Consider the following 20,181-nt stretch of genomic DNA (forward strand, 5'->3'; position numbering starts at 1 on the left):
CTAAATTTAGCTCTGAACGCAGGGTTGCGAGCTATGCATTTAGACCTAAAAATCACGGACGGAGCCCAGCATATGGCACGCACCATCCTGATCACCGGCGGCGGCACCGGCATCGGACGCGCCCTCGCCGAGCACTTCGCGGCCCACGGCGACCGCGTCGTCATCACCGGCCGGCGGCCCGGCCCGCTCAAGGACGCCGCGGACGCCCTCACCGGGGTGACCGCCGCGGTCTGCGACCACACCGACCCCGCGGCGCTCCACCGGCTCGCCGCCGAACTGCCCGAGCGCCTCGACGTCCTGGTCAACAACGCCGGCGGCCAGACCGACTTCGACGCCGACGGCGCCACCGACCTGGCCTCCTACGCCCGGGACTTCCGCGCCAACCTCGACGCCAACCTGCTCAGCGCCGCGCTGACCACCCGGGCCGTGGACGACCGGCTGGCGGCCAACGGCGCGGTGATCCACATCGGGTCCATCGCCGCCGACCAGGGCTCCGGCTCCTACGGTGCGGCCAAGGCCGGACTCGCCTCCTGGAACGTCGACCTGGCCCGTACCCTCGGCCCGCGCGGGATCACCGCCAACGTGGTCTCGCCCGGCTACATCGCGGGCACCGAGTTCTTCCGCGACCAGCTCGCCGACGCGCGCCGGGAGCGCCTGATCGCGGCCACCGCCACCGGCCGGCCCGGCGCCCTGGACGACATCACCGGCGCGGTCGCCTTCCTGGCGTCGCCGGCGGCCCGGCACATCACCGGTCAGGTGCTGAACGTCAACGGGGGCGCACACCCCACCCGTTGATGCCGGGCCGGCGCGACGACCGGCCCGTCAGGCGCCGTCGCCGGCCACCAGGCGGGCCGGGAAGCCGCCGGTCGCGATCGGGCCCCAGCGCCGCGGCGTCACCCGGATCAGGGACTTGCCCTGCTTGCGCATCGCGGCACGGTACTCGTCCCAGTCCGGGTGCTCGCCGGCGATGTTGCGGTAGTACTCGACCAGCGGCTCGATGGAGTCCGGGGCGTCGATCACCTCGGCCTCGCCGTCGACCTGCACCCACGGCCCGGTCCATTCGTCGGACAGCACGAGCACGCTGACCGACGGGATCCGGCGGACGTTGCGGACCTTCGCCCGCTCCGGGTACGTCGACATCACCAGCCGACCGGAGTCGTCCACTCCGCAGGTCAGCGGCGAACCCTGCGGGGTGCCGTCGGAACGGCGGGTGAGCAGGATCGCGCGGTGCCGCGGGCGGACGAACTCCAGCAGCTCGGACAGTTCGACACGGGTGGTGGTGGCGATGGAAGGGCTCATGGCGCGAGCCTAGGGCCTGTCGTCACCTTCCCGTCCGCCGCGCGGCGTTCCCCGGGGTGTCCCCCCGATCGGGCCGGAGCGGGACGTGGTGTCCGGCCGTCGTGGTCAGCCCGCCAGCAGGCGCTTGCCGGTGGCCGCGTCCACCACCGTGCGGCCCGCCAACGGGCCGTCCAGCCGGATCTTCGCCCGGTCCGTGGCCAACTGCTCGGTGCACATCCCCTCGGGGCTCTTCTTCCTGCCCCACCCCGAGACCACGACCAGTTCCTTGGACTCCCGCACCCGGGCGCCGTAGCCCGCGTCGCAGGCGCTGTGGCCGACGGTCACCGTGAACTCCCTGGCGTCCGGGCTCTTGGGGCGCTCGGCGCCGGCCAGCGGCAGCAGCGCCTCCTGGCGGCCGGGGACGGGGGAGACCTTCGGCCAGTCCCGGACGATCTGCGCGGCCCGTTGGTCGAAGGCGTCCGGGGTGTGCTGCGGCGGAGAGGTGTGCACCGCCTGGGTGGCCCGGCCGCAGCCGGAGAGCGCGACGGCGCCGGCCGCGGCGAGGGAGACGGCCAGGGCGGCCGCACGGGTGCGCGGGCGGGTGCGGTGGACGGTGTGCGGCATGACGTGCCTCCTCGGGTCGGTCGCGGATGGGACGCGCCAGGGGCACGAGGGGTTCCTCCCTCCCGTCACCCGACCTCCCCCCCCGCCCCGAAGATGACGGCGCTGCGCGCCGGACTTCTCGCCGTCGCCCGTCACGCCGTGCGCTCGATCCGGCCACGGCGCAAAGCTCCGGGCCGCGGACCTCCGGCGATCAGCGTTGTGATCATGGCCGCCCTCGACTGCCTCGACACGGTCTGCGTCCCGCACGGGACGCCGATCCGCTCCGGCGCCCGCGCCGTACTGGCCACGGCCGTCCCGGAGGCGGACTGGCGGTGAGGGTGGGCGGGGCGGGCGCCACGCGGTCGCCAGCTCGAAGGCCCAATCGCCATGCCATTCACCGCATGTGACGAGGCGTCATCCCGAGTCGCGGGGCACGAGGTGGAAGGTTCCCAGTCGGTGGGCGGCCGAGGGGGCGGACGGTTCCCGGACGAGGGCGTCGACCAGATGGGCGATCCGGTCCGGGGCGGCGGTCTCGGCCCGGACGGTGGTCAGCCGGGGGCGCAGCAGCCGGGCCAGCAGCAGGTCGTCCGCGCCGACCACCGCGATCCGCCCCGGGGTCGCGCCCACGGCGTGGCCGGCGTCCTGGAGGGCGCGCAGCAGCAGCATCGCGTACTCGTCGTTGTAGGCGAACACCGCGTCCAGGTCGAGCGCCGGCCACCGTGCGGCGAGCCGGGCCGCGGACTCCTCGGTGCGCGCCAGGACCAGGGGACGGACCTCGGCGCCGGGGTGTGCGGCGGCCGCGTCCCGTACGCCGGCGAGCCGCGGCTCGGCGAAGGCGGTCAGGCGGGGATCGGCCGGGAGCACCACCCCGATCCGACGGCGGCCCGCGGCCATCAGGTGCGCACCGGCCCGCAGGCCGGCCTCGCGCTGGTCCAGCAGCAGGGCGTGGGCGCCGGGCGGCGCCTGCGGGCCGGTGGTGAGCACCGCCGCGGTCCCGGACCGCTTCAGCACCTCGACGGCGGCGGCGTCCAACGGCGGTCCGTGCAGCGCCAGTACGGCGGCGGGCCGCAGCTCGGCCCAGTCGCGGGCGGCGGCCAGCGGGGAGTCGGCGGGCGCGCCGTGCAGCACACCGGTGTAGCCCAGGTGGTGCAGCGCGGTCTGGAACCCGGCCAGGAAGTCGGCGAACAGCGGGCCGAACGCGGGCACCGCGTCGGCCGGTGCGGCCAGCAGCACGATCCGGCCCCGGCCGGCCCGCAGGCTGCGCGCCGCCGCGTGCGGCACGTACCCCAGCTCCTCGGCGGCGGCCCGCACCCGGGCCTGGGTGCGGGCCCCGACGCGCCCGGCGGCCTGGCCGTTGAGCACGTACGAGACGGTCGCGCGCGACACCCCGGCACGGCGGGCAACGGCCGTGCTGGTCGGGGGCGTTGGGGTGGCCTCGGGGCCGGCTGGGTCGGTCATGCTGGGGGGCATCCTCGCACAGCGGATGCGGGCCGGCGGTGTGTGGCACCGCTTACGCTCTCCCGACGACTGACACGTGTAACTTCGGTCGCTCGCGCGGCCGTGCCGGACGGCCGCTGGAGCCCGACGTGCGGCGCACCGGCGCCCGGCGCGGGTGGGAGACGAGCGGAAGAGGGGCACGGATGCAGCTGCACACCCACGAGTGGGGCGCCGGTGAGCGGATCGCGGTGCTGATCCACGGGATCATGTCCGACCACCGCACCTGGCACCGGGTCGGCCCGGCCCTCGCCGAGCGGGGCTACCGCGTCATCGCCGTCGATCTGCGCGGCCACGGCCGCAGCCCGCGCGGCGACTACGGCCCCGAGCTCTTCGCCGACGACCTGGTGGACACCCTGCCGGTCGGCGTCGAGGTCGCCCTGGGGCACTCGTTGGGCGGGCTGGCGCTGTCCCTGGCGGTCGAGCGGCTGCGGCCGCGGCGCGTGATCTACAGCGATCCGGCGTGGTCGCTGACGGGCGCGCGGCAGACCGTGGACCCGGCCGTGTTCGTGACGTTCAAGAACGCCGACCCCACCGTGGTGCGGTACTTCAACCCGCGCTGGGACGACGTCGACGTCGACATCGAGCTGGCCACCCTCGCGGACTGGGACACCGGGACGGCGCTGGCGCTGTCCGGCGGCGGGCTGCGGGACCGGACGCCGGAGCGGCCGGTGGTGCCGTCGCTGGTGCAGATCGCGGGGAAGGGGTTCCTCTTCAGCGAGGAGGCGGGCAAGGAGCTCGCCGGCCGCGGTTTCGAGGTGCGCACGGTGGACGGTGCCGGGCACACCATCCACCGGGACGACCTGCCGGGGTTCCTGGCCGGGCTGGAGGGCTGGATCTGATCCCGCGGGCCGTCCGGCGGGCCCGGGGCGTCGGGGTACCTGGGTACCGGGGTGCCGGGGTGCCGGGGTGATGCTCCGTCAGGTGTCGCAGTCCAGCAGGGTCTTGCACAGGCCGCAGCGGGCCTGGAGGTGGCCGCGGACCGGGACGCGGATCCGCTGCCAGCAGGTCGGACAGGGGAACGACACCCGCAGCGGCGCCCCGGCGCCGGCGGCGGGCTCGAAGGCGTAGCCGTCACCGGGGCGGGCGGCGGGCCCGGCGGTGCGGTGCGGGTCCTGGGCGGCGCGGCGGTCCTTGGCGTAGCGGAGCCGGGCGGCCCAGCCGGCGCCGGCGAGCGGTGGCCGGCGGGCGTCCTGCCGGGCCCGCGCCCGCCCGGCGGTGTAGGCGTCGTACGCCTGCGGGCTGGTGAACCACGGTGCCGGGTCCTCGGCGAAGAAGTCGGCGCGCTTGGCCAGTACGTAGCCGAACTCCTCGGGCGTCAGATAGCCCAACTTCTGCGAGAACGGGCCGTGTTCGCGGTAGGCGTCCAGCAGCAGCCAGCCGGCGCCGAGGTAGGCGGCGGCGGTGTCGGTGAGGATCTCGTTGTCGCGGGTGCCGGGGAAGGACAGGTCCAGCCGGTGCAGCCAGACGTGGGTCACCTCGTGGGCGAGGGCGGCGCCGATGTCCTTGCGGTGCCGCCGGAAGCGGTCGTTGAGCTCGACGAAGTACTCCGGTCCCGCGGTCAGTTCGACGGTCGCGGCGTGCTCCATCTCGCGGAAGGTGATCACGATCCGGGCGTCCGGCAGGTGCAGCTGGCGGACCATGGCGCGGGCGATCCGCTGCGCGCCCAGGTGCACGTCCTCGGTGTCGTCGAAGGCGACGTCCACCGGGAGGACGCTGGTGGGGAAGGTGCTCACGGTGTCGTGGGACAGGCGCCGGAAGAGCGCCGTGAGGGCCGCGCGGACCGTGTCGAGATGGGGGAAGCCGTGTGCGATCCCGCTGCCGCCGGTGGTCATCCGGACACTGTACGACCGGCGCCCGGGCCGACGGCACGGGGCGTACGGGGCGTATGGGGTAGGGGAGTTGGCCGGATGTTGACCCTTGTCACTCTGATCCCCCACTCCACATAATCACAGGGCGCTTTACGGGTTCATTGCCTGGATGCCCGAAGGCTTTGCGGTGTGCTGCCGTCGTCCGTGCGCATTTTGCGACGGCCATGCCCGGCGCTGGGGTTGGCATGACCCTGTCATTGCGCTACGCGACCCCCCACGAAAGGAACAGTCCGTTGCGCAGCACCCGGAAGCACCTCAAGAGAACCACCGCCGCCGGCGCGATCGCCCTGGCCGCCGTCAGCCTCCAGCCGGCCGCGGCGCAGGCCGCCCCCGCGCCCACCCCCGGCGGCTCCGTGCACACCCACGTCGTCGGCGGCACCCGCGCCGACCAGGGGGAATTCCCCTTCATGGTCCGGCTGTCGATGGGCTGCGGCGGCGCCCTCTACACCAAGGACATCGTGCTCACCGCGGCGCACTGCGTCGACGGCAGCAGCAACGACACCTCCATCACCGCCACCGGCGGCGTCGTCGACCTGGAGGACTCGGCCGCCGTCAAGGTCAACTCCACCCAGGTCCTCCAGGCCCCCGGCTACAACGGCAAGGGCAAGGACTGGGCCCTCATCAAGCTCGCCAAGCCCATCGACCAGCCCACCCTGAAGATCGCCGAGAACGACACCTACAACAAGGGCGACTTCACCATCGCCGGCTGGGGCGCCGACAAGGAAGGCGGCGACCAGCAGCGCTACCTGCTCAAGGCCACCGTCCCGTTCGTCGACGACGCCACCTGCCAGCAGGCGTACGGCGACTCCCTCACGCCCGGCGACGAGATATGCGCCGGCAAGCTCGACACCGGCGGCGTCGACACCTGCCAGGGCGACTCCGGCGGCCCGATGTTCCGCAAGGACGACGCCGGCCAGTGGCTCCAGGTCGGCATCGTCTCCTGGGGCGAGGGCTGCGCCCGCCCCGGCAAGCCCGGCGTCTACACCGAGGTGAGCGCCTTCGCGGCCGACATCGAGAAGGCCGCTGCCGGGCTCGGCGGCTGACCCGCCCGCACCACCGACGGCCGGGGCCCGGGCACACCACCGGGCCCCGGCCCCTCCGCCATCCGCCGCCGCGGCTTGCGGGCCCCGGCCGTCCCGGGTCCGATGGAGCCATGCCGATCAGCGTGGTCATCGCCGACGACCAGGAGATGGTCCGGACGGGCTTCCGGATGATCCTGGAGAGCCAGCCCGACATCGAGGTCCTCGACGACGTCACCGACGGCGCCGCCGCCCTGGAAGCCGTCGAACGGCTCCAGCCCGACGTGCTCCTGCTCGACATCCGGATGCCCGAACCGGACGGCCTGGAGGTCACCCGCCGGCTCGCCGAGCGCGCCGCCACCCACCCCGAGCACCACGACCGCCCCAGGATCGTCATCGTCACCACCTTCGACCTCGACGAGTACGTGCACGCCGCGCTGCACGGCGGTGCCTGCGGCTTCCTCCTCAAGGACGCCAGCCCCGCCCTGCTCGTCGAGGGCGTCCGCGCCGCGGCCGCCGGCGACGCCCTGGTCTCGCCCGCCATCACCCTGCGGCTGCTGCGCACGATGGCCCCCACCGCCGGCCGCGCCGCCAAAGCCCCCTCCGAGCCGCTCACCGACCGCGAGGAACAGGTCGTCCGCGCCCTGGCCACCGGCCGCACCAACGCCGAGATCGCCGACGAACTCTTCGTCTCGCTCTCCACCGTCAAGACCCACCTCGCCAACGTGCAGGCCAAGCTGGCCGCCCGCAACCGCGTCGAGATCGCCGCCTGGGCCTGGGAAACCGGGCTGGCCACCGGCGGATGAGCCCGATGTCCGGGTGGGCCCGCAGCCACCCCCACAAGGCCGCCGCAGCCAAGGTCGCCCTCGCCGGGGTCCTGCTCTTCCTCGTCGGCGTGGAGGCGGTGGTCCTCACCCAACAGCCCACCCGCCCGCACGCCGTCGTCGTCGCGGCCGCCGTCGTGGTCTGCCTCTGCGCCGTCCCCTACCGCCGGATCCCGCTCACCACCCGGGCCCGGATCGCGGTCGCGGTGTCCCTGGCCGCCTCCGCCGTCCTGATCGCCGGCCAGCACGCCCTGCGGGTCTGGGGCCTGGGCGAGGGCATCGCCCTGCTCGTCCTGCTCACCGCCGTGGTCCGCGGGGCCCCCGGCCGCACCGCCGCCGTCCTCGGCCCCCTGCTCGGCCTGGCCTGCGTCCTGGCCCCCATGCGCGACATCCGGATGGGCATCTTCACCGTCGTCTACGGCGTCCTCACCGTCGTCGTCACCGCCTACTCGCTGATCCTGCGCTGGCAGGACGCCGGCCGGCTGCGCGACCTGGCCGCCGTACGCGACGCCGAACGCCTGGAACTGGCCAGGGAACTGCACGACGTCGTCGCCCACCACGTCACCGGCATCGTCGTCCAGGCCCGCGCCGCCCGCTTCACCGCCCTCGACGGGCCGCGGGCCGGCGCCGCCTTCGCCCGGATCGAGACCTCCGGCGGCGAGGCGCTCGGCGCCATGCGCCGCCTGGTGCGGGTGCTGCGCGAGGGCGAGGCCCGCACCGCCCCGGTCGCCGGACTCGCCGAGGTCCGCACCCTCGCCGACACGTTCGCCCGCACCGGCCCGCCGGTCGTCCTGGACCTCGAACCCGGCCTGGACCGCACCCTGCCCCCCGAGGTGGCCGCCGCCTTCCCCCGCATCGTCCGCGAGGCCCTCACCAACGTCCGCAAGCACGCCGCCGACGCCACCGCCGTCCGGATCACCGTGCACACCGTCCCCCACGGCACCGAACTGCGCATCGCCAACGACGGCGGCGCCGCCGCGCGCCTGTCCGAGCAGGCCCGCGGCGGAGGCTTCGGCCTGGCCGGCCTCACCGAACGCGCCGAGGCCCTCGGCGGCACCCTCACCGCCGGCCCCGCGCCCGAAGGCGGCTGGGAGGTCGTCGCCGTCCTCCCCACGAGCGGCCCGGACGACACCTGACCGCGCAACCGCCGCCGCACATCTGTCCAACACCTCCCGCGCCTTAGTCCATGGGCCTGCGCCCCGCCCGCCCCGCACGCTGTCCGCCGACAGGCCGCACCGCCACCGAGGAGGACGCGCGTGACCGCACAGCCAGGGCCCAGCCGCAGACAACTCGTCGCCGCCACCGCACTCGCCGGCGTCGCCACCACCCTCCCCCTCGGCAGCCGCACCGCGACCGCCGCCCCGCGCGCCGGCGAGGTGGTCCTGCGCTCCACCGCGCTGGACGTCCGCGTCGACCCCGCCTTCCCCCGCATCGTCTCCTACACCGACCGCGCCACCGGCGCCGTCCTGCACGGCCAGGAGACCCCCGTCACCCAGATCCTCGTCGACGGCACCGCGCACACCCCCCGCGTCACCCACCGGGCCCGCGCCGACCGCGCCACCTACACCCTCGCCCTCGACGGCGGCACCACCCTCACCGCCGAGATCGCCGTCGACGGCTGGCAGGTCACCTGGCGCCTGACCGCCATCGACGACACCCCCGCGCTGCGCGTCGGCACCCTCCAGATACCCGGCCTCGCCCTGCTCAGCGTCCGCAGCGACCAACCCGGCGCCCACCTCCTCGCCGCCTGCCTCCAACTCGACAAGGCCACCAGCGGCGACACCCTCGTCCGCGTCACCCCCGACACCCCCGCCGAGCCCGCCCCCACCGGCTGCGCCTACGCCGTCGTCGCCACCGACCAGCTCGCCGCCGGCATCGAGACCAACACCGTCTACGACACCCCCACCGCTGCCACCAGCTGGGAGAACGGCCGACTCTGGCGGCAGACCCTGCGCGGCGACGGCTACCTCAAGGCCCAACTCGCCCCCGGCCAATGGACCCACCGCGCCGCCGGCCAACCCACCGACGCCACCGAACCCCTCCCGTACGCCACCGTCGTCCTCACCCGCGACCGCAACGGCGACGGCCGCACCGACTGGCAGGACGCCGCCCTCGCACTGCGCGCCATCATGGTCGAGCCGCTCGGCGCCGACGAACAGCACCTCCGCGTCGTCCCGCACATCCCCTTCAACTTCGCCAGCCAGGCCACCAACCCGTTCCTCGCCACCCTCGACAACGTCAAACGGATCGCCCTGGCCACCGACGGCCTGCGCCAGTTCACCCTCCTCAAGGGCTACCAGTCCGAAGGCCACGACTCCGCCCACCCCGACTACGGCGGCAACTACAACGCGCGCGCCGGCGGCCTGGCCGACCTCAACACCCTGCTCCGCGCCGGGAAGAAGTGGCACAGCGACTTCGCCGTCCACGTCAACGCCACCGAGTCCTACCCCGTCGCGCACGCCTTCTCTGAGACGCTCGTCGACAAGGACGACAAGCAGTGGGACTGGCTCGACCAGTCCTACCGGATCAACGCCCGCCACGACCTGACCGCCGGCACCATCGCCGCCCGCTTCGCCCAGCTCCGCAAGGAGACCGACCCCGCCCTGAACACCGTCTACCTCGACGTCTTCCGCGAATCCGGCTGGAACTCCGACCGCCTCCAACGCCATCTGCGCGACCAGGGCTGGCAGATCGCCACCGAATGGGGCCACGGCCTGGAACGCTCCGCCCTGTGGTCGCACTGGGCCAACGAGACCGACTACGGCCCCGACACCTCCCGCGGCATCAACTCCCGCCTCATCCGCTTCCTCCGCAACCACCAGAAGGACGTCTTCGCCGACAAGTGGCCCACCCTCCTCGGCGCCCCCCGCATGGGCAACTTCGAGGGCTGGACCGGCAAGAACGACTGGCACGCCTTCCACACCATCGTCTGGAACGACGCCCTGCCCGCCAAATACCTCCAGGCGTACCCCATCCGCACCTGGACCGACCACGAGATCACCTTCGAGGGCCCCACCCGCACCGCCGTCACCGACACCGACGGCACCCGCCGCATCACCACCGACGGCCGCCTCGTCTACGACGGCGGCAGCTACCTGCTGCCCTGGGAACCCCGCCGCGCCACCGACCCCACCAAGCTCTACCACTACAACCCCCGTGGCGGACAGAGCAGTTGGCGGCTCCCCCGCGGCTGGTCGGGCACCCCTGCGGTCCACGCCTACCGGCTCACCGACCAGGGCCGCACCGACCGGACCCGGATCCCCGTCACCGACGGGCAGATCACCCTCACCGCCCGCCCCGGCACCGCCTACGTCGTCTACCGCACCGAGGCCCCCACCCCACCCGACCCCCACTGGGGCGAGGGCACCCCCCTGGCCGACCCCGGCTTCCACGCCGGCGACCTCGCCGCCTGGCAGACCACCGGCCCCGCCACCGTCGAGATCAACGACCGCGGCGACTACGAACTCGTCATCGGCCCCGGCGCCGCCGCCACCGTCGCCCAACGCCTGGCCCGCCTCGCCCCCGGCGACTACGCCGCCTCCGTCCAGGTCGAGGTCGGCGCCACGGCGGGGGAGCGGCGCCGCGCCGGCCTGACGGTCCGCACCGCCGACGGCGTCACCGCCACCAACTGGACCGACACCTCCACCGCCACCAACCACGTCGCCGCCGACCGCAAGACCGGCACCCGCTTCCAGCGCATGACCACCCGCTTCACCGTGCCCGACGGCGGCGGCCCCGCCACCCTCGCCCTCACCGCCGCCCCCGGCCGGGCCCGGATCCGCTTCGACAACGTCCGCGTCGTCGCCGCGCCCCGACCCACCACCCCGCCCGGCACCCCCGGCACCCCCGCCACCCTCGTCCACGAAGACTTCGCGCACGTCCCCCAGGGCTGGGGCCCGTTCGTCAAGGGCGACGCCGGCGGCTCCACCGACCCCCGCACCCACCTCGCCCAGCGCCACGCCCCCTACACCCAGCGCGGCTGGAATGGGAAGGCGATCGACGACGTCATCGACGGCGGCCAGTCCCTGAAGTCCCGCGGCGAGAACACCGGCCTGGTCTACCGCACCGTCCCGCACACCGTCCGCTTCACCCCCGGCCGCCGCTACCGCGTCACCTTCCGCTACGAGAACGAGAAGGCCGGCCAGTACGCCTGGATCACCGCCGTCGACGAGCCCACCGCCCGCGAACTGCGCCGGCAGCCGCTGCCCGTCGCCACCCGACCCACCACCCTCGCCTACGAGTTCACCGCGCCCCAGAGCGGCGACGCCTGGGTCGGCCTGCGCAAGACCGGCGGCGACGGCACCGCCGAGTTCGTCCTCGACGCCTTCCACGTCACTGAGGCGTGAACCGAGGCGTGAACCGAGGCGGACCGGGCGCCGGGAGCCGCACCCGCCCCCGGCACCCGGCCCGCCTCACGGCACCAGCCGCGGCGCCCCCGCGGCCCCGTCGGCGCCCTCCGGCCCCTCCAGCTCCAGCACCAACACCTCGTTCACCCCCTCCCGCAACACCGGGCCCGGCACGAACAACCCCCGCTGCGGCCCCGCCGACCAGTACCGCCCCACCGGAAAACCCCCCACCCACGCGAACCCCCGCGTCCACCCCTCCAACTCCAGCACCGCATCCCCCACCCCGCCCACCGGCACCGTCACCGTGCCCCGGTGCAACCCCCGCGCCCCCGCCGCCGGCGCACCGAACCCCAGGCCGGCCACCGCCGCGGCCCCCGCCGCCCCGTCCAGCACCGCCAGCCGCAACCCCTGCGCCCGCACCCCGTGCAGATACTGCCGCTCGTGCAGCACCCCGCCCGTGATGCCCTTCGCCTCACCCAGCCGCGGCCCGTAATTGACCCGCCCCAGCGACTCCGCCCACAGTTCCACCTCCGCCGGCCCCGCGACCGGCCCCGCGAGGACCGGCTCGTCCTCCGTGAGCACACCGGCCCGCACCCCGTCCACGTACACGGTGGCGAGGTCCCGCAGGCCGGACACCCGCAACGGGTACGCCGCACGCGGACCCGGCACCGCCACCCGATACCGCACCACCCCCCGATCCACCCCCAACTCCTCGAACGTCGGCGGCACCCCCGCGCACACCTCCGGATCCCCCAACGCCGCCACCACCGCATCCGCCGACAGCCACCCCGACAGCGCCACCTCCAGCGGCCCCGCCACCACCGGCTCCGGCTCCGGCACCGCCGGCAGCGGCCCCTCCGCGAACCGGGCCAGTACCTCCCGCATCCGCCAGAACTTCTCCGTCGGACGCCCCCGCTCGTCCACCGGCGCCCCGTAGTCGTACGACGTCACCGTCGGCAACAACGCCCCGTCCTGCACCTCACCCGCCCGGTTCGCCCCCGCCCAACCACCGAAGCTCGTCCCGCCGTGCGCCATGTACACATTCACCGACGCCCCGCACTCCAACACCTCCCGCAGCGCCTCCGCCGCGTCCCGCGCCGCCCGCGGCACCCCCGTCCGCCCCCAGTGCGCGAACCACCCGCACCAGAACTCCATGCACATCAACGGCCCCCGCGCCCGATGCCGGCGCAACGCCGCGAACGCCGCCCGCGCCCCCGCCCCGAAATTCACCGTCGCCAACACCCCCGGCACGCTCCCGCCGGTCAGCATGTGGTCCTCCGCCCCGTCCGACGTACACAGCGGCACCGTCACCCCCAACCCGCGCAACCGCCCCGCCAGATGCGCCAGATACGCGGCATCCGACCCGTACGACCCGTACTCGTTCTCCACCTGGACCAGCACCACCGGCCCACCCCGGTCGCACTGCCGCGCCACCACCTGCGGCAACAGCACCTCCCACCAACCGTCCACCGCCCGCAGGAACGCCGCGTCCCGGGTCCGCACCCGCCGCCCCAACGCCCCCGTCAACCACGCCGGCAACCCCCCGTTCTCCCACTCCGCGCAGATGTACGGACCCGGCCGCACGATCGCCCACAACCCCGCCGCCCCCGCCGCGTCCAGGAACCGCCCCAGCGCCCCGACGTCCCGCACCTCGCCCGGCCGCGGCTCGTGCCAGTTCCACGGCACGTACGTCTCCACACAGTTCAGCCCCATCGCCCGCAACATCGCCAGCCGATGCCCCCACTGCGCCTCGTGCACCCGGAAGTAGTGCAACGCCCCCGACAGCAGCCGCACCGGCCGCCCGTCCACCTCGAAGTCCCGCTCCCCAACGGCAAACCGCACCGCACGCCTCCCGGATCGTCACGCCCCGCCCGCCCCCGATCGCCCACACCCTCGCCCCCTGGCGGCCCGCCGGTCCATGGACAAAGATCGATGCCCGTTGGACGGATCGACACAGCGGCAGACCGGTCGACCGTCCGGACACAGTGGCGGACCGCCGCCGTACGGACGGTGCGGCGGCGCACGGCGACGGGAGGCCCGCCGGCATGTACCACACCTGGATGCGCTACTTCACCCCCAGCCCGCTCCACCACCGGCTCGGCCTGGTCTGCCTGGGCGTCGGCCTGCAACACGGCACCCTGCCCCCCGTCGGACCCCGCACCCTCGACCACCACGTCGCCGTCGTCATCAGCGCCGGCCGCGGCTGGCTCACCACCCCCGACGGCCACCGCCGCACCGTCACCGCCCCCGCCCTCCTCTGGCTCCTCCCCGACGTCCCCCACCACTACGGCGCCGACCCCGACACCGGCTGGGACGAAAGCTTCGTCGACTTCACCGGCCCCGCCGCCGCCACCTACACCGAACTCGGCTACATCGACCCGCACCACCCCCTCGTCCCGCTCGCCGACACCGGCCCCGCCCGCACCGCGATCGGCCGCATCGCCCGAGCCGCACGCCGCGACAACCCCCTCCTGGACGTCGAGACCGCCGCCGCCGTCCACGAACTCCTCGTCGCCCTGCGCCGCGCCCGCGCCGACACCGACGCCGACGGCGAACCCGTCCTGGCCGCCCTCGCCCGCGACGCCTTCCTCCCGCTCTCGGTCGCCGAACACGCCGCCCGCCACGGCATGACCCCCGCCGAACTGCGCACCGCGGTACGCCGCGGAGCCGGCTGCAGCCCCAAGGACTACCTCCTCGGCATCCGCCTGGGCCGCGCCAAGGAACTCCTCGTCGCCACCGAACTCCCCGTCGCCGCCGTCGCCCGCCGCGTCGGCTACGACGACCCCGCCTACTTCAGCCGCCTGTTCACCCGCCGCGTCGGCCTCGCCCCGGCCCGCTTCCGCGACCGCCAGCACCGCCGCGTCCCCGGCGGCTGGTCGACCCGGATACCCGACCCCGCCCACCCCCCGAGGGTGGAATGACACCGCCGGCCACCACCCCGGGCACACCCCGCCAGGCGCCGCCCCGCGCACCCGGCCCCGGCCGCCGAAATACCCCGCACCACCCCAACCCCGGCGTGGGAAGCTGCACGGCATGCCCGTACTGAAGCGCCCCGAAGCCGAAGCCCGCGCCCAACTGCTCCACGTCGACCACTACGAGATCGCCCTCGACCTCACCCACGGCGACGAGGAGTTCGCCTCCCGCACCACCGTCCACTTCACCGCCCGCACCGCCGGCGACACCTTCGTCGAGATCAGACCCGCCACACTCCACACCGCCACCCTCGACGGCCACCCCCTGGACCCCGCCGCCCTCGACGACAACCGCCTGCCGCTGACCGGCCTGACCCCCGGCCCCCACGAACTGCGCCTCGACGCCACCATGCGCTACTCCCGCACCGGCGAGGGCATGCACCGCTTCACCGACCCCGCCGACGGCGAGAGCTACGTCTACACCCAGCTCTTCATGGACGACGTCCAACGCGTCTTCGGCGCCTTCGACCAGCCCGACCTCAAGGCCACCTTCGCGCTGACCGTCACCGCCCCGCCCACCTGGACCGTGCTCGCCAACGGCCGCACCGAACAACTCCCCGACGGCACCTGGCAGGCCGCCACCACCCCGCGCATCAGCACCTACCTCGTCGCCGTCGCCGGCGGCCCCTGGCACTCCGTCCGCACCGAACACGCCGGCCTCCCGTTCGGCATCCACTGCCGGGCCAGCCTCGCCCCCCACCTCGACGCCGACGCCGAGGAGATCCTCGACCTCACCCGCCGCTGCTACGACCGCTACCACCAGATCTTCCAGGAGCCCTACCCCTTCGACTCCTACGACCAGGCGTTCGTCCCCGAGTTCAACGCCGGCGCCATGGAGAACCCCGGCCTGGTCACCTTCCGCGACGAATTCGTCTTCCGCTCCGCCGTCACCGACACCGAGCGCCAGACCCGCGGCATGGTCATCGCGCACGAGATGGCCCACATGTGGTTCGGCGACCTCGTCACCCTCCAGTGGTGGGACGACATCTGGCTGAACGAGTCCTTCGCCGAGTACATGGGCTACCAGGTGCTCTCCGAAGCCACCCGCTTCACCGACACCTGGACCGACTTCGCCATCGCCCGCAAGGGCTGGGGCTACGACGCCGACCAGCGCCCCTCCACCCACCCCGTCGCCCCGGCCCCCCGGGACGTCCCCGACACCGCCTCCGCCCTCCTCAACTTCGACGGCATCTCCTACGCCAAGGGCGCCTCCGCACTGCGCCAACTCGTCGCCTGGATGGGGGAGAAGGACTTCCTCGCCGGCATCAACGACCACTTCGCCCGACACCGCTTCGGCAACGCCACCCTCGCCGACTTCATCGACTCCCTGGCCCGCTCCACCGACCGCGACGTCCACGCCTGGGCCGAACGCTGGCTGCGCACCACCGGCGTCGACACCCTCACCCCGGCCGTCGCCGAGGAACCCGGCACCTGGCACCTGGACATCGCACACACCGGCAACCGCCCGCACCGCATCGCCGTCGGCGCCTACGACCCGGACCCCGGCCACCCCGACCGGCTTGCCCTGCGCGACCGCTTCGACGTGGACATCCCGGCCGACGGCCACCCCGCCCGCCACACCTTCCCCCAGGCCGCCCCCGCCCTCGTCGTCCTCAACGACGGCGACCTCACCTACGCCAAGGTCCGCTTCGACGCCGCCTCCTGGGAAACCGCCGCCCGCGCCCTGTCCGGACTGCCCGACCCGCTGACCCGCGCCGTCGTCTGGAACGCCGCCCGCGACCTGGTCCGCGACGGCGAACTGCCGCCCACCGCCTACCTGGACGCCGCCCGCGCCCACCTCCCGCACGAGACCGACCTCGCCATCGTCCAGGGCGTCCTCGCCTTCGCCCGCACCCAGATCGCCGACCGCTACCTCCCCTCCCCGACACCCACCACCCCGCCCGCACAGGGCGCCCCCCGCACCGCCCGACACACCGCCCTGACCACGCTCACCGCCCTCAGCCGCGACCTCCTGCGCCGCACCGAAGGCCCCGGCCACGGCCCCGAAGCCGGACTGCGGCTGACCGCCGTCCGCGCTTTCGTCGACAGCGCCACCGGCCCCGAGAGCATCCAGGAATGGCTCCACGACGGCAGCGTCCCCGGCGGCCCCGACCTCGACCACGAACTGCGCTGGCGCATCCTCGGCCGGCTCGCCACCCTCGGTGCCACCACCGAGGACGCCATCGCCGCCGAACTCGCCCGCGACCAGAGCGCCACCGGCCAGGAGGGCGCCGCCCGCTGCCGCGCCGCACTCCCCGACCCGGCCGCCAAACAGGCCGCCTGGGACGCCCTGTTCACCACCGACGAGGAGTCCGCACTCTCCAACTACCTCTTCACCGCCACCGCCGCCGGCTTCTGGGCCCCCGAGCAGCAGGACCTGCTCCGCCCCTACGTCGCCCGCTACTTCGCCGAGGTCCCCGCCCTCGCCGCCCGCCGCGGACCCGCCCTCGCCAAGGCCGCCGGACGCCACGCCTTCCCCGCCGTCCTCGTCGAGGACGCCACCCTCCACCACGGCGAGCGCTGCCTGGCCGAGGGCGACCCGACACCGGCCCTGCGACGCACCCTCGACGACCAACTCGACGACCTGCGCCGGGCGTTGAAGGTGCGGGCGGCCGACGCGCAGCGGTAGCCCACCGGACGCGCGGAGCGCGGGTGCCGTCGGCCCACAGGGGCCGCCGACGGCACCCGCGCCACCTCCGCGTCACCTTCCCGGCACCCGTTCCTCGACGGTGCGCAAGACCGCAGGCAACCGAACACCTGCGGGACACCCATCCCACGAACGGGTGATACCGGCGGAACGGGTGGATACCTGCCGTACCGGGACAGTAACTTAGGGCGGCCTAAGACCCGGTGCCATGCACCCAACTCCCTTTGAAGAAGAGCCCCTTGATGTCAGTCGCCCCTGCCGGCACCGCCCTCGCAGGCGGCACCGACGGCCCCCGCGCACTCCGCCCCTTCCTCGACACCGTCCTCGACGCCCTCACCACCGGCGCCCAGGACCGCTCCGGCCCCCTCCCACCCGGCGGCCCGGACGCCGTCGCCCGGGCCGTCCGCGACGCCTGCCTCCCCCTCCTCCCCGAACAGGGCGCCGGCCCGCACACCGCACTGCGCACCCTCGTCCACACCCTCGCCGCCGGCGCTGCCGACCCCGCCGACCCGCACTGCGCCGCCCACCTGCACTGCCCCCCACTGGCCCTGGCCACCGCGGCCGACCTCGCCGCCGGCGCCCTCAACCCCTCGATGGACTCCTGGGACCAGGCCCCGGCCGCCTCCGAACTCGAAGTCCTCACCGCCCGCGCCCTCGCCGGCCTCGTCTACCCCGCGGCCGACCAGCCCGACGCCCTGGTCACCACCGGCGGCACCGAGTCCAACCAACTCGCCGTCCTGCTCGCCCGCGAAGCCCCCCGCCCACCGCACACCACCGGCCCCCTACGGATCGTCTGCGGCGCCAACGCCCACCACAGCATCCACCGCGCCGCCTGGCTCCTCGGCCTCCCCGAGCCCGTCACCCTCCCCACCCCCGACGGCACCCTCGACCCCGCCACCGTCCACACCTGCCTCGCCGAACTCGCCGGACGCACCGGTCAGGTACTCCTCACCGCCACCGCCGGCACCACCGACGCCGGCGCCCTCGACCCCCTCCCGGCCCTCGCCGACCTCGCCGACCAATACGGCGCCCGCTTCCACATCGACGCCTCCTACGGCGGCCCGCTCCTCTTCAGCGACACCCACCGCACCGCCCTGACCGGCCTCGACCGCGCCCACACCGTCACCCTCGACCTGCACAAACTCGGCTGGCAACCCGTCGCCGCCGGCCTCCTCGCCGTACCCACCCCGACCACCCTCACCCCCCTCGCCCACCAGGCCGACTACCTCAACGCCGACGACGACACCGAAGCCGGCCTCCCCGACCTCCTGGGCCGCTCCCTGCGCACCACCCGGCGCCCCGACATCCTCAAGATCGCCGTCACCCTCAAGGCCCTCGGCCGCCAGGGCCTGGGCGACCTCGTCGACCGCACCCTCACCGCCGCCCGCACCCTCGCCGACCTCATCGACGCTCACCCCGGCTACGAACTCCACTCCCGCCCCACCCTCACCACCGTCCTCTTCCGCCCCCGCGGCGCCGACGACACCACCCTCGCCACCATCCGCCGCACCCTGCTCACCGAAGGCCACGCCGTCCTCGGCCGTGCCACCACCCCCACCGGCCTCTGGCTCAAAGCCACCCTCCTCAACCCCCACACCCAACCCGGAGACCTCACCACCCTCCTCAAACTCGTGGAAGGCCACACCCCCCGATGAACACCCCTCCGCACACCGAGCCCGGCACCGCCACCGACACCCCCGGCCCCGACGAACCCCTCGACCTCGCCGGCATCGGCATCGGCCCGTTCAACCTCTCCCTCGCCGCCCTCGCCCACCCCCTCACCCAGCTCCGCACCGCCTTCTACGACCAGCACCCCGCCTTCCACTGGCACCCCGGCCTCCTCATCGACGGCACCACCCTCCAAGTCCCCTTCCTCGCCGACCTCGTCACCCTCGCCGACCCCACCAGCCCCTGGACCTTCCTCAACTACCTCAAAACCCGCGAACGCCTCTTCCCCTTCTACTTCGCCGAGCGCTTCCACATCCACCGCGCCGAATACGACGCCTACTGCCGCTGGGTCAGCGAAAACCTCCCCTCCCTCCACTTCGGCCACCACATCGACGCCGTCCGCTGGAACCACGAACGCAACCTCTTCGAAATCGACTTCACCCAACTCGACGCCGACGGCGAAGCCGAAGCCCTCGGCCGCACCTACGCCCGCAACCTCGTCCTCGGCATCGGCACCGCACCCCACATCCCCGTCCCCCTCCGCCCCCTCGCCGAGGCCCCCACCGTCCCCGTCATCCACTCCGCCGACTACCTCGACCACCGCGAACGCCTCCTCGCCGCCGACCACCTCACCGTCATCGGCGCCGGCCAATCAGGCGCGGAAATCTTCCTCGACCAACTCCGCGCCCGCCCCACCGGCCGCGAAAACCTCCACTGGCTCGCCCGCACCCCCGCCTTCGCGCCCATGGAATACAGCAAACTCGGCCTGGAACACTTCACCCCCGACTACACCCGCTACTTCCACGCCCTCCCCGAACGCGCCCGCGACGAGCTCCTCCCCGCCCAATGGCAGCTCTACAAGGGCATCGACCACGACACCCTCGCCGCCATCCACGACGAGCTCTACCGCCGCACCCTCGACGGCGGCTGGCCCAACGCCGTCCTCACCCCCGGCGTCCAGGTCCGCACCGCCGGCCGCGTCGGCACCACCAAGGTCGAACTCCACCTCGAACACGCCCAACAAGGCAGCCGCTCCCGCCTCACCACCGACGCCGTCGTCCTCGCCACCGGCTACCGCGAACGCCGCCTCGACACCCTCCTCGCCGCCCTCGACCCCTACCTCCGCCGCGACGCCTCCGAACGCCCCCGCATCGACGAACACCACCGCCTCGTCCTCGACCCCGCCATCACCGGCTCCCTCTACGTCCAGAACGCCGAACGCCACACCCACGGCGTCGGCACCCCCGACCTCGGCCTCGCCGCCTGGCGCAGCGCCACCATCCTCAACTCCCTGACCGCCAAGCCCACCTACCCCCTCCCGCACCGCACCGCCTTCACCACCTTCGGCCTCGCCCACCCCCCGACCCGCCGCACCGGCACCGTCCCCCGCCAGGGCTCCACGCTCGTCCCGCGCCACTGAACGCCACCGCCCCTCCCACCCGACCGAAACAACCCGGAC

General features: G+C 74.3%; 15 protein-coding genes. 10 read left to right on the forward strand and 5 right to left on the reverse strand.

The annotated features are described in order from the left end of the window. Positions 1 to 72: 72 nt before the first annotated feature. Entirely contained in the window at positions 73 to 795 is a 723-nt protein-coding gene (locus SNOUR_RS28995; protein ID WP_067352721.1) for an SDR family NAD(P)-dependent oxidoreductase, read from the forward strand. Positions 796 to 822: 27 nt separating this feature from the next. Here the strand turns inward: SNOUR_RS28995 and SNOUR_RS29000 are convergent, their stop codons facing one another. The 3 genes from SNOUR_RS29000 to SNOUR_RS29010 form a co-directional block, all read right to left on the reverse strand. Further along, a complete protein-coding gene (locus SNOUR_RS29000) occupies positions 823 to 1,299 on the reverse strand; it encodes a PPOX class F420-dependent oxidoreductase (protein WP_067352723.1) in 477 nt (158 codons plus the stop codon). Positions 1,300 to 1,404: 105 nt separating this feature from the next. Then, a complete protein-coding gene (locus tag SNOUR_RS29005) occupies positions 1,405 to 1,902 on the reverse strand; it encodes a hypothetical protein (RefSeq protein WP_067352725.1) in 498 nt (165 codons plus the stop codon). A 393-nt stretch (positions 1,903 to 2,295) separates the two neighbouring features. Continuing rightward, positions 2,296 to 3,339, reverse strand: coding sequence for a LacI family DNA-binding transcriptional regulator (locus tag SNOUR_RS29010; RefSeq protein WP_067352727.1), 1,044 nt, complete (start codon positions 3,337 to 3,339; stop codon positions 2,296 to 2,298). A 182-nt stretch (positions 3,340 to 3,521) separates the two neighbouring features. Between SNOUR_RS29010 and SNOUR_RS29015 the strand changes: the two genes are divergently transcribed. After that, a complete protein-coding gene (locus tag SNOUR_RS29015) occupies positions 3,522 to 4,217 on the forward strand; it encodes an alpha/beta fold hydrolase (protein WP_067352729.1) in 696 nt (231 codons plus the stop codon). A gap of 78 nt (positions 4,218 to 4,295) precedes the next feature. On the opposite strand, the gene SNOUR_RS29020 is transcribed toward SNOUR_RS29015, so the two are convergent. Continuing rightward, positions 4,296 to 5,210 carry a hypothetical protein gene (locus tag SNOUR_RS29020; RefSeq protein WP_067352731.1) on the reverse strand — a complete coding sequence of 305 codons (915 nt, stop codon included), beginning with the start codon at positions 5,208 to 5,210 and terminating at the stop codon, positions 4,296 to 4,298. A gap of 269 nt (positions 5,211 to 5,479) precedes the next feature. On the opposite strand from SNOUR_RS29020, the gene SNOUR_RS29025 reads away from it, so the two are divergent. The 4 genes from SNOUR_RS29025 (at position 5,480) to SNOUR_RS29040 (ending at position 11,435) form a co-directional block, all read left to right on the forward strand. After that, positions 5,480 to 6,289 (forward strand): S1 family peptidase, encoded by an 810-nt coding sequence (locus SNOUR_RS29025; RefSeq protein ID WP_067352734.1) that lies wholly within the window; start codon positions 5,480 to 5,482, stop codon positions 6,287 to 6,289. 110 nt (positions 6,290 to 6,399) lie between these two features. Next, positions 6,400 to 7,071 carry a response regulator gene (locus tag SNOUR_RS29030; RefSeq protein ID WP_067352737.1) on the forward strand — a complete coding sequence of 224 codons (672 nt, stop codon included), beginning with the start codon at positions 6,400 to 6,402 and terminating at the stop codon, positions 7,069 to 7,071. 5 nt (positions 7,072 to 7,076) lie between these two features. Then, on the forward strand, positions 7,077 to 8,225 hold the full coding sequence (locus tag SNOUR_RS29035; RefSeq protein ID WP_067352740.1) for a sensor histidine kinase: 1,149 nt from the start codon (positions 7,077 to 7,079) through the stop codon (positions 8,223 to 8,225). Positions 8,226 to 8,345: 120 nt separating this feature from the next. Next, the gene (locus SNOUR_RS29040; RefSeq protein WP_067352743.1) at positions 8,346 to 11,435 is read left to right on the forward strand and encodes an endo-alpha-N-acetylgalactosaminidase family protein; all 3,090 of its coding nucleotides are present in this window, start codon (positions 8,346 to 8,348) and stop codon (positions 11,433 to 11,435) included. A gap of 66 nt (positions 11,436 to 11,501) precedes the next feature. Here the strand turns inward: SNOUR_RS29040 and SNOUR_RS29045 are convergent, their stop codons facing one another. Further along, positions 11,502 to 13,277 carry a beta-galactosidase gene (locus tag SNOUR_RS29045; RefSeq protein WP_067352746.1) on the reverse strand — a complete coding sequence of 592 codons (1,776 nt, stop codon included), beginning with the start codon at positions 13,275 to 13,277 and terminating at the stop codon, positions 11,502 to 11,504. Positions 13,278 to 13,480: 203 nt separating this feature from the next. Between SNOUR_RS29045 and SNOUR_RS29050 the strand changes: the two genes are divergently transcribed. The 4 genes from SNOUR_RS29050 (at position 13,481) to SNOUR_RS29065 (ending at position 20,142) form a co-directional block, all read left to right on the forward strand. After that, positions 13,481 to 14,356 carry a helix-turn-helix domain-containing protein gene (locus SNOUR_RS29050; protein ID WP_067352749.1) on the forward strand — a complete coding sequence of 292 codons (876 nt, stop codon included), beginning with the start codon at positions 13,481 to 13,483 and terminating at the stop codon, positions 14,354 to 14,356. Positions 14,357 to 14,468: 112 nt separating this feature from the next. Beyond that, entirely contained in the window at positions 14,469 to 17,036 is a 2,568-nt protein-coding gene (gene pepN / locus SNOUR_RS29055) for an aminopeptidase N (protein ID WP_067352752.1), read from the forward strand. Positions 17,037 to 17,296: 260 nt separating this feature from the next. After that, entirely contained in the window at positions 17,297 to 18,709 is a 1,413-nt protein-coding gene (locus SNOUR_RS29060; protein WP_067352753.1) for a pyridoxal phosphate-dependent decarboxylase family protein, read from the forward strand. Beyond that, entirely contained in the window at positions 18,706 to 20,142 is a 1,437-nt protein-coding gene (locus tag SNOUR_RS29065) for a lysine N(6)-hydroxylase/L-ornithine N(5)-oxygenase family protein (protein WP_067352756.1), read from the forward strand. Before SNOUR_RS29060 ends, SNOUR_RS29065 begins: the two co-directional genes overlap by 4 nt. The last annotated feature ends 39 nt before the right edge of the window (positions 20,143 to 20,181 follow it).

This window comes from Streptomyces noursei ATCC 11455, assembly GCF_001704275.1.
Classification (GTDB): Bacteria; Actinomycetota; Actinomycetes; order Streptomycetales; family Streptomycetaceae; genus Streptomyces; species Streptomyces noursei.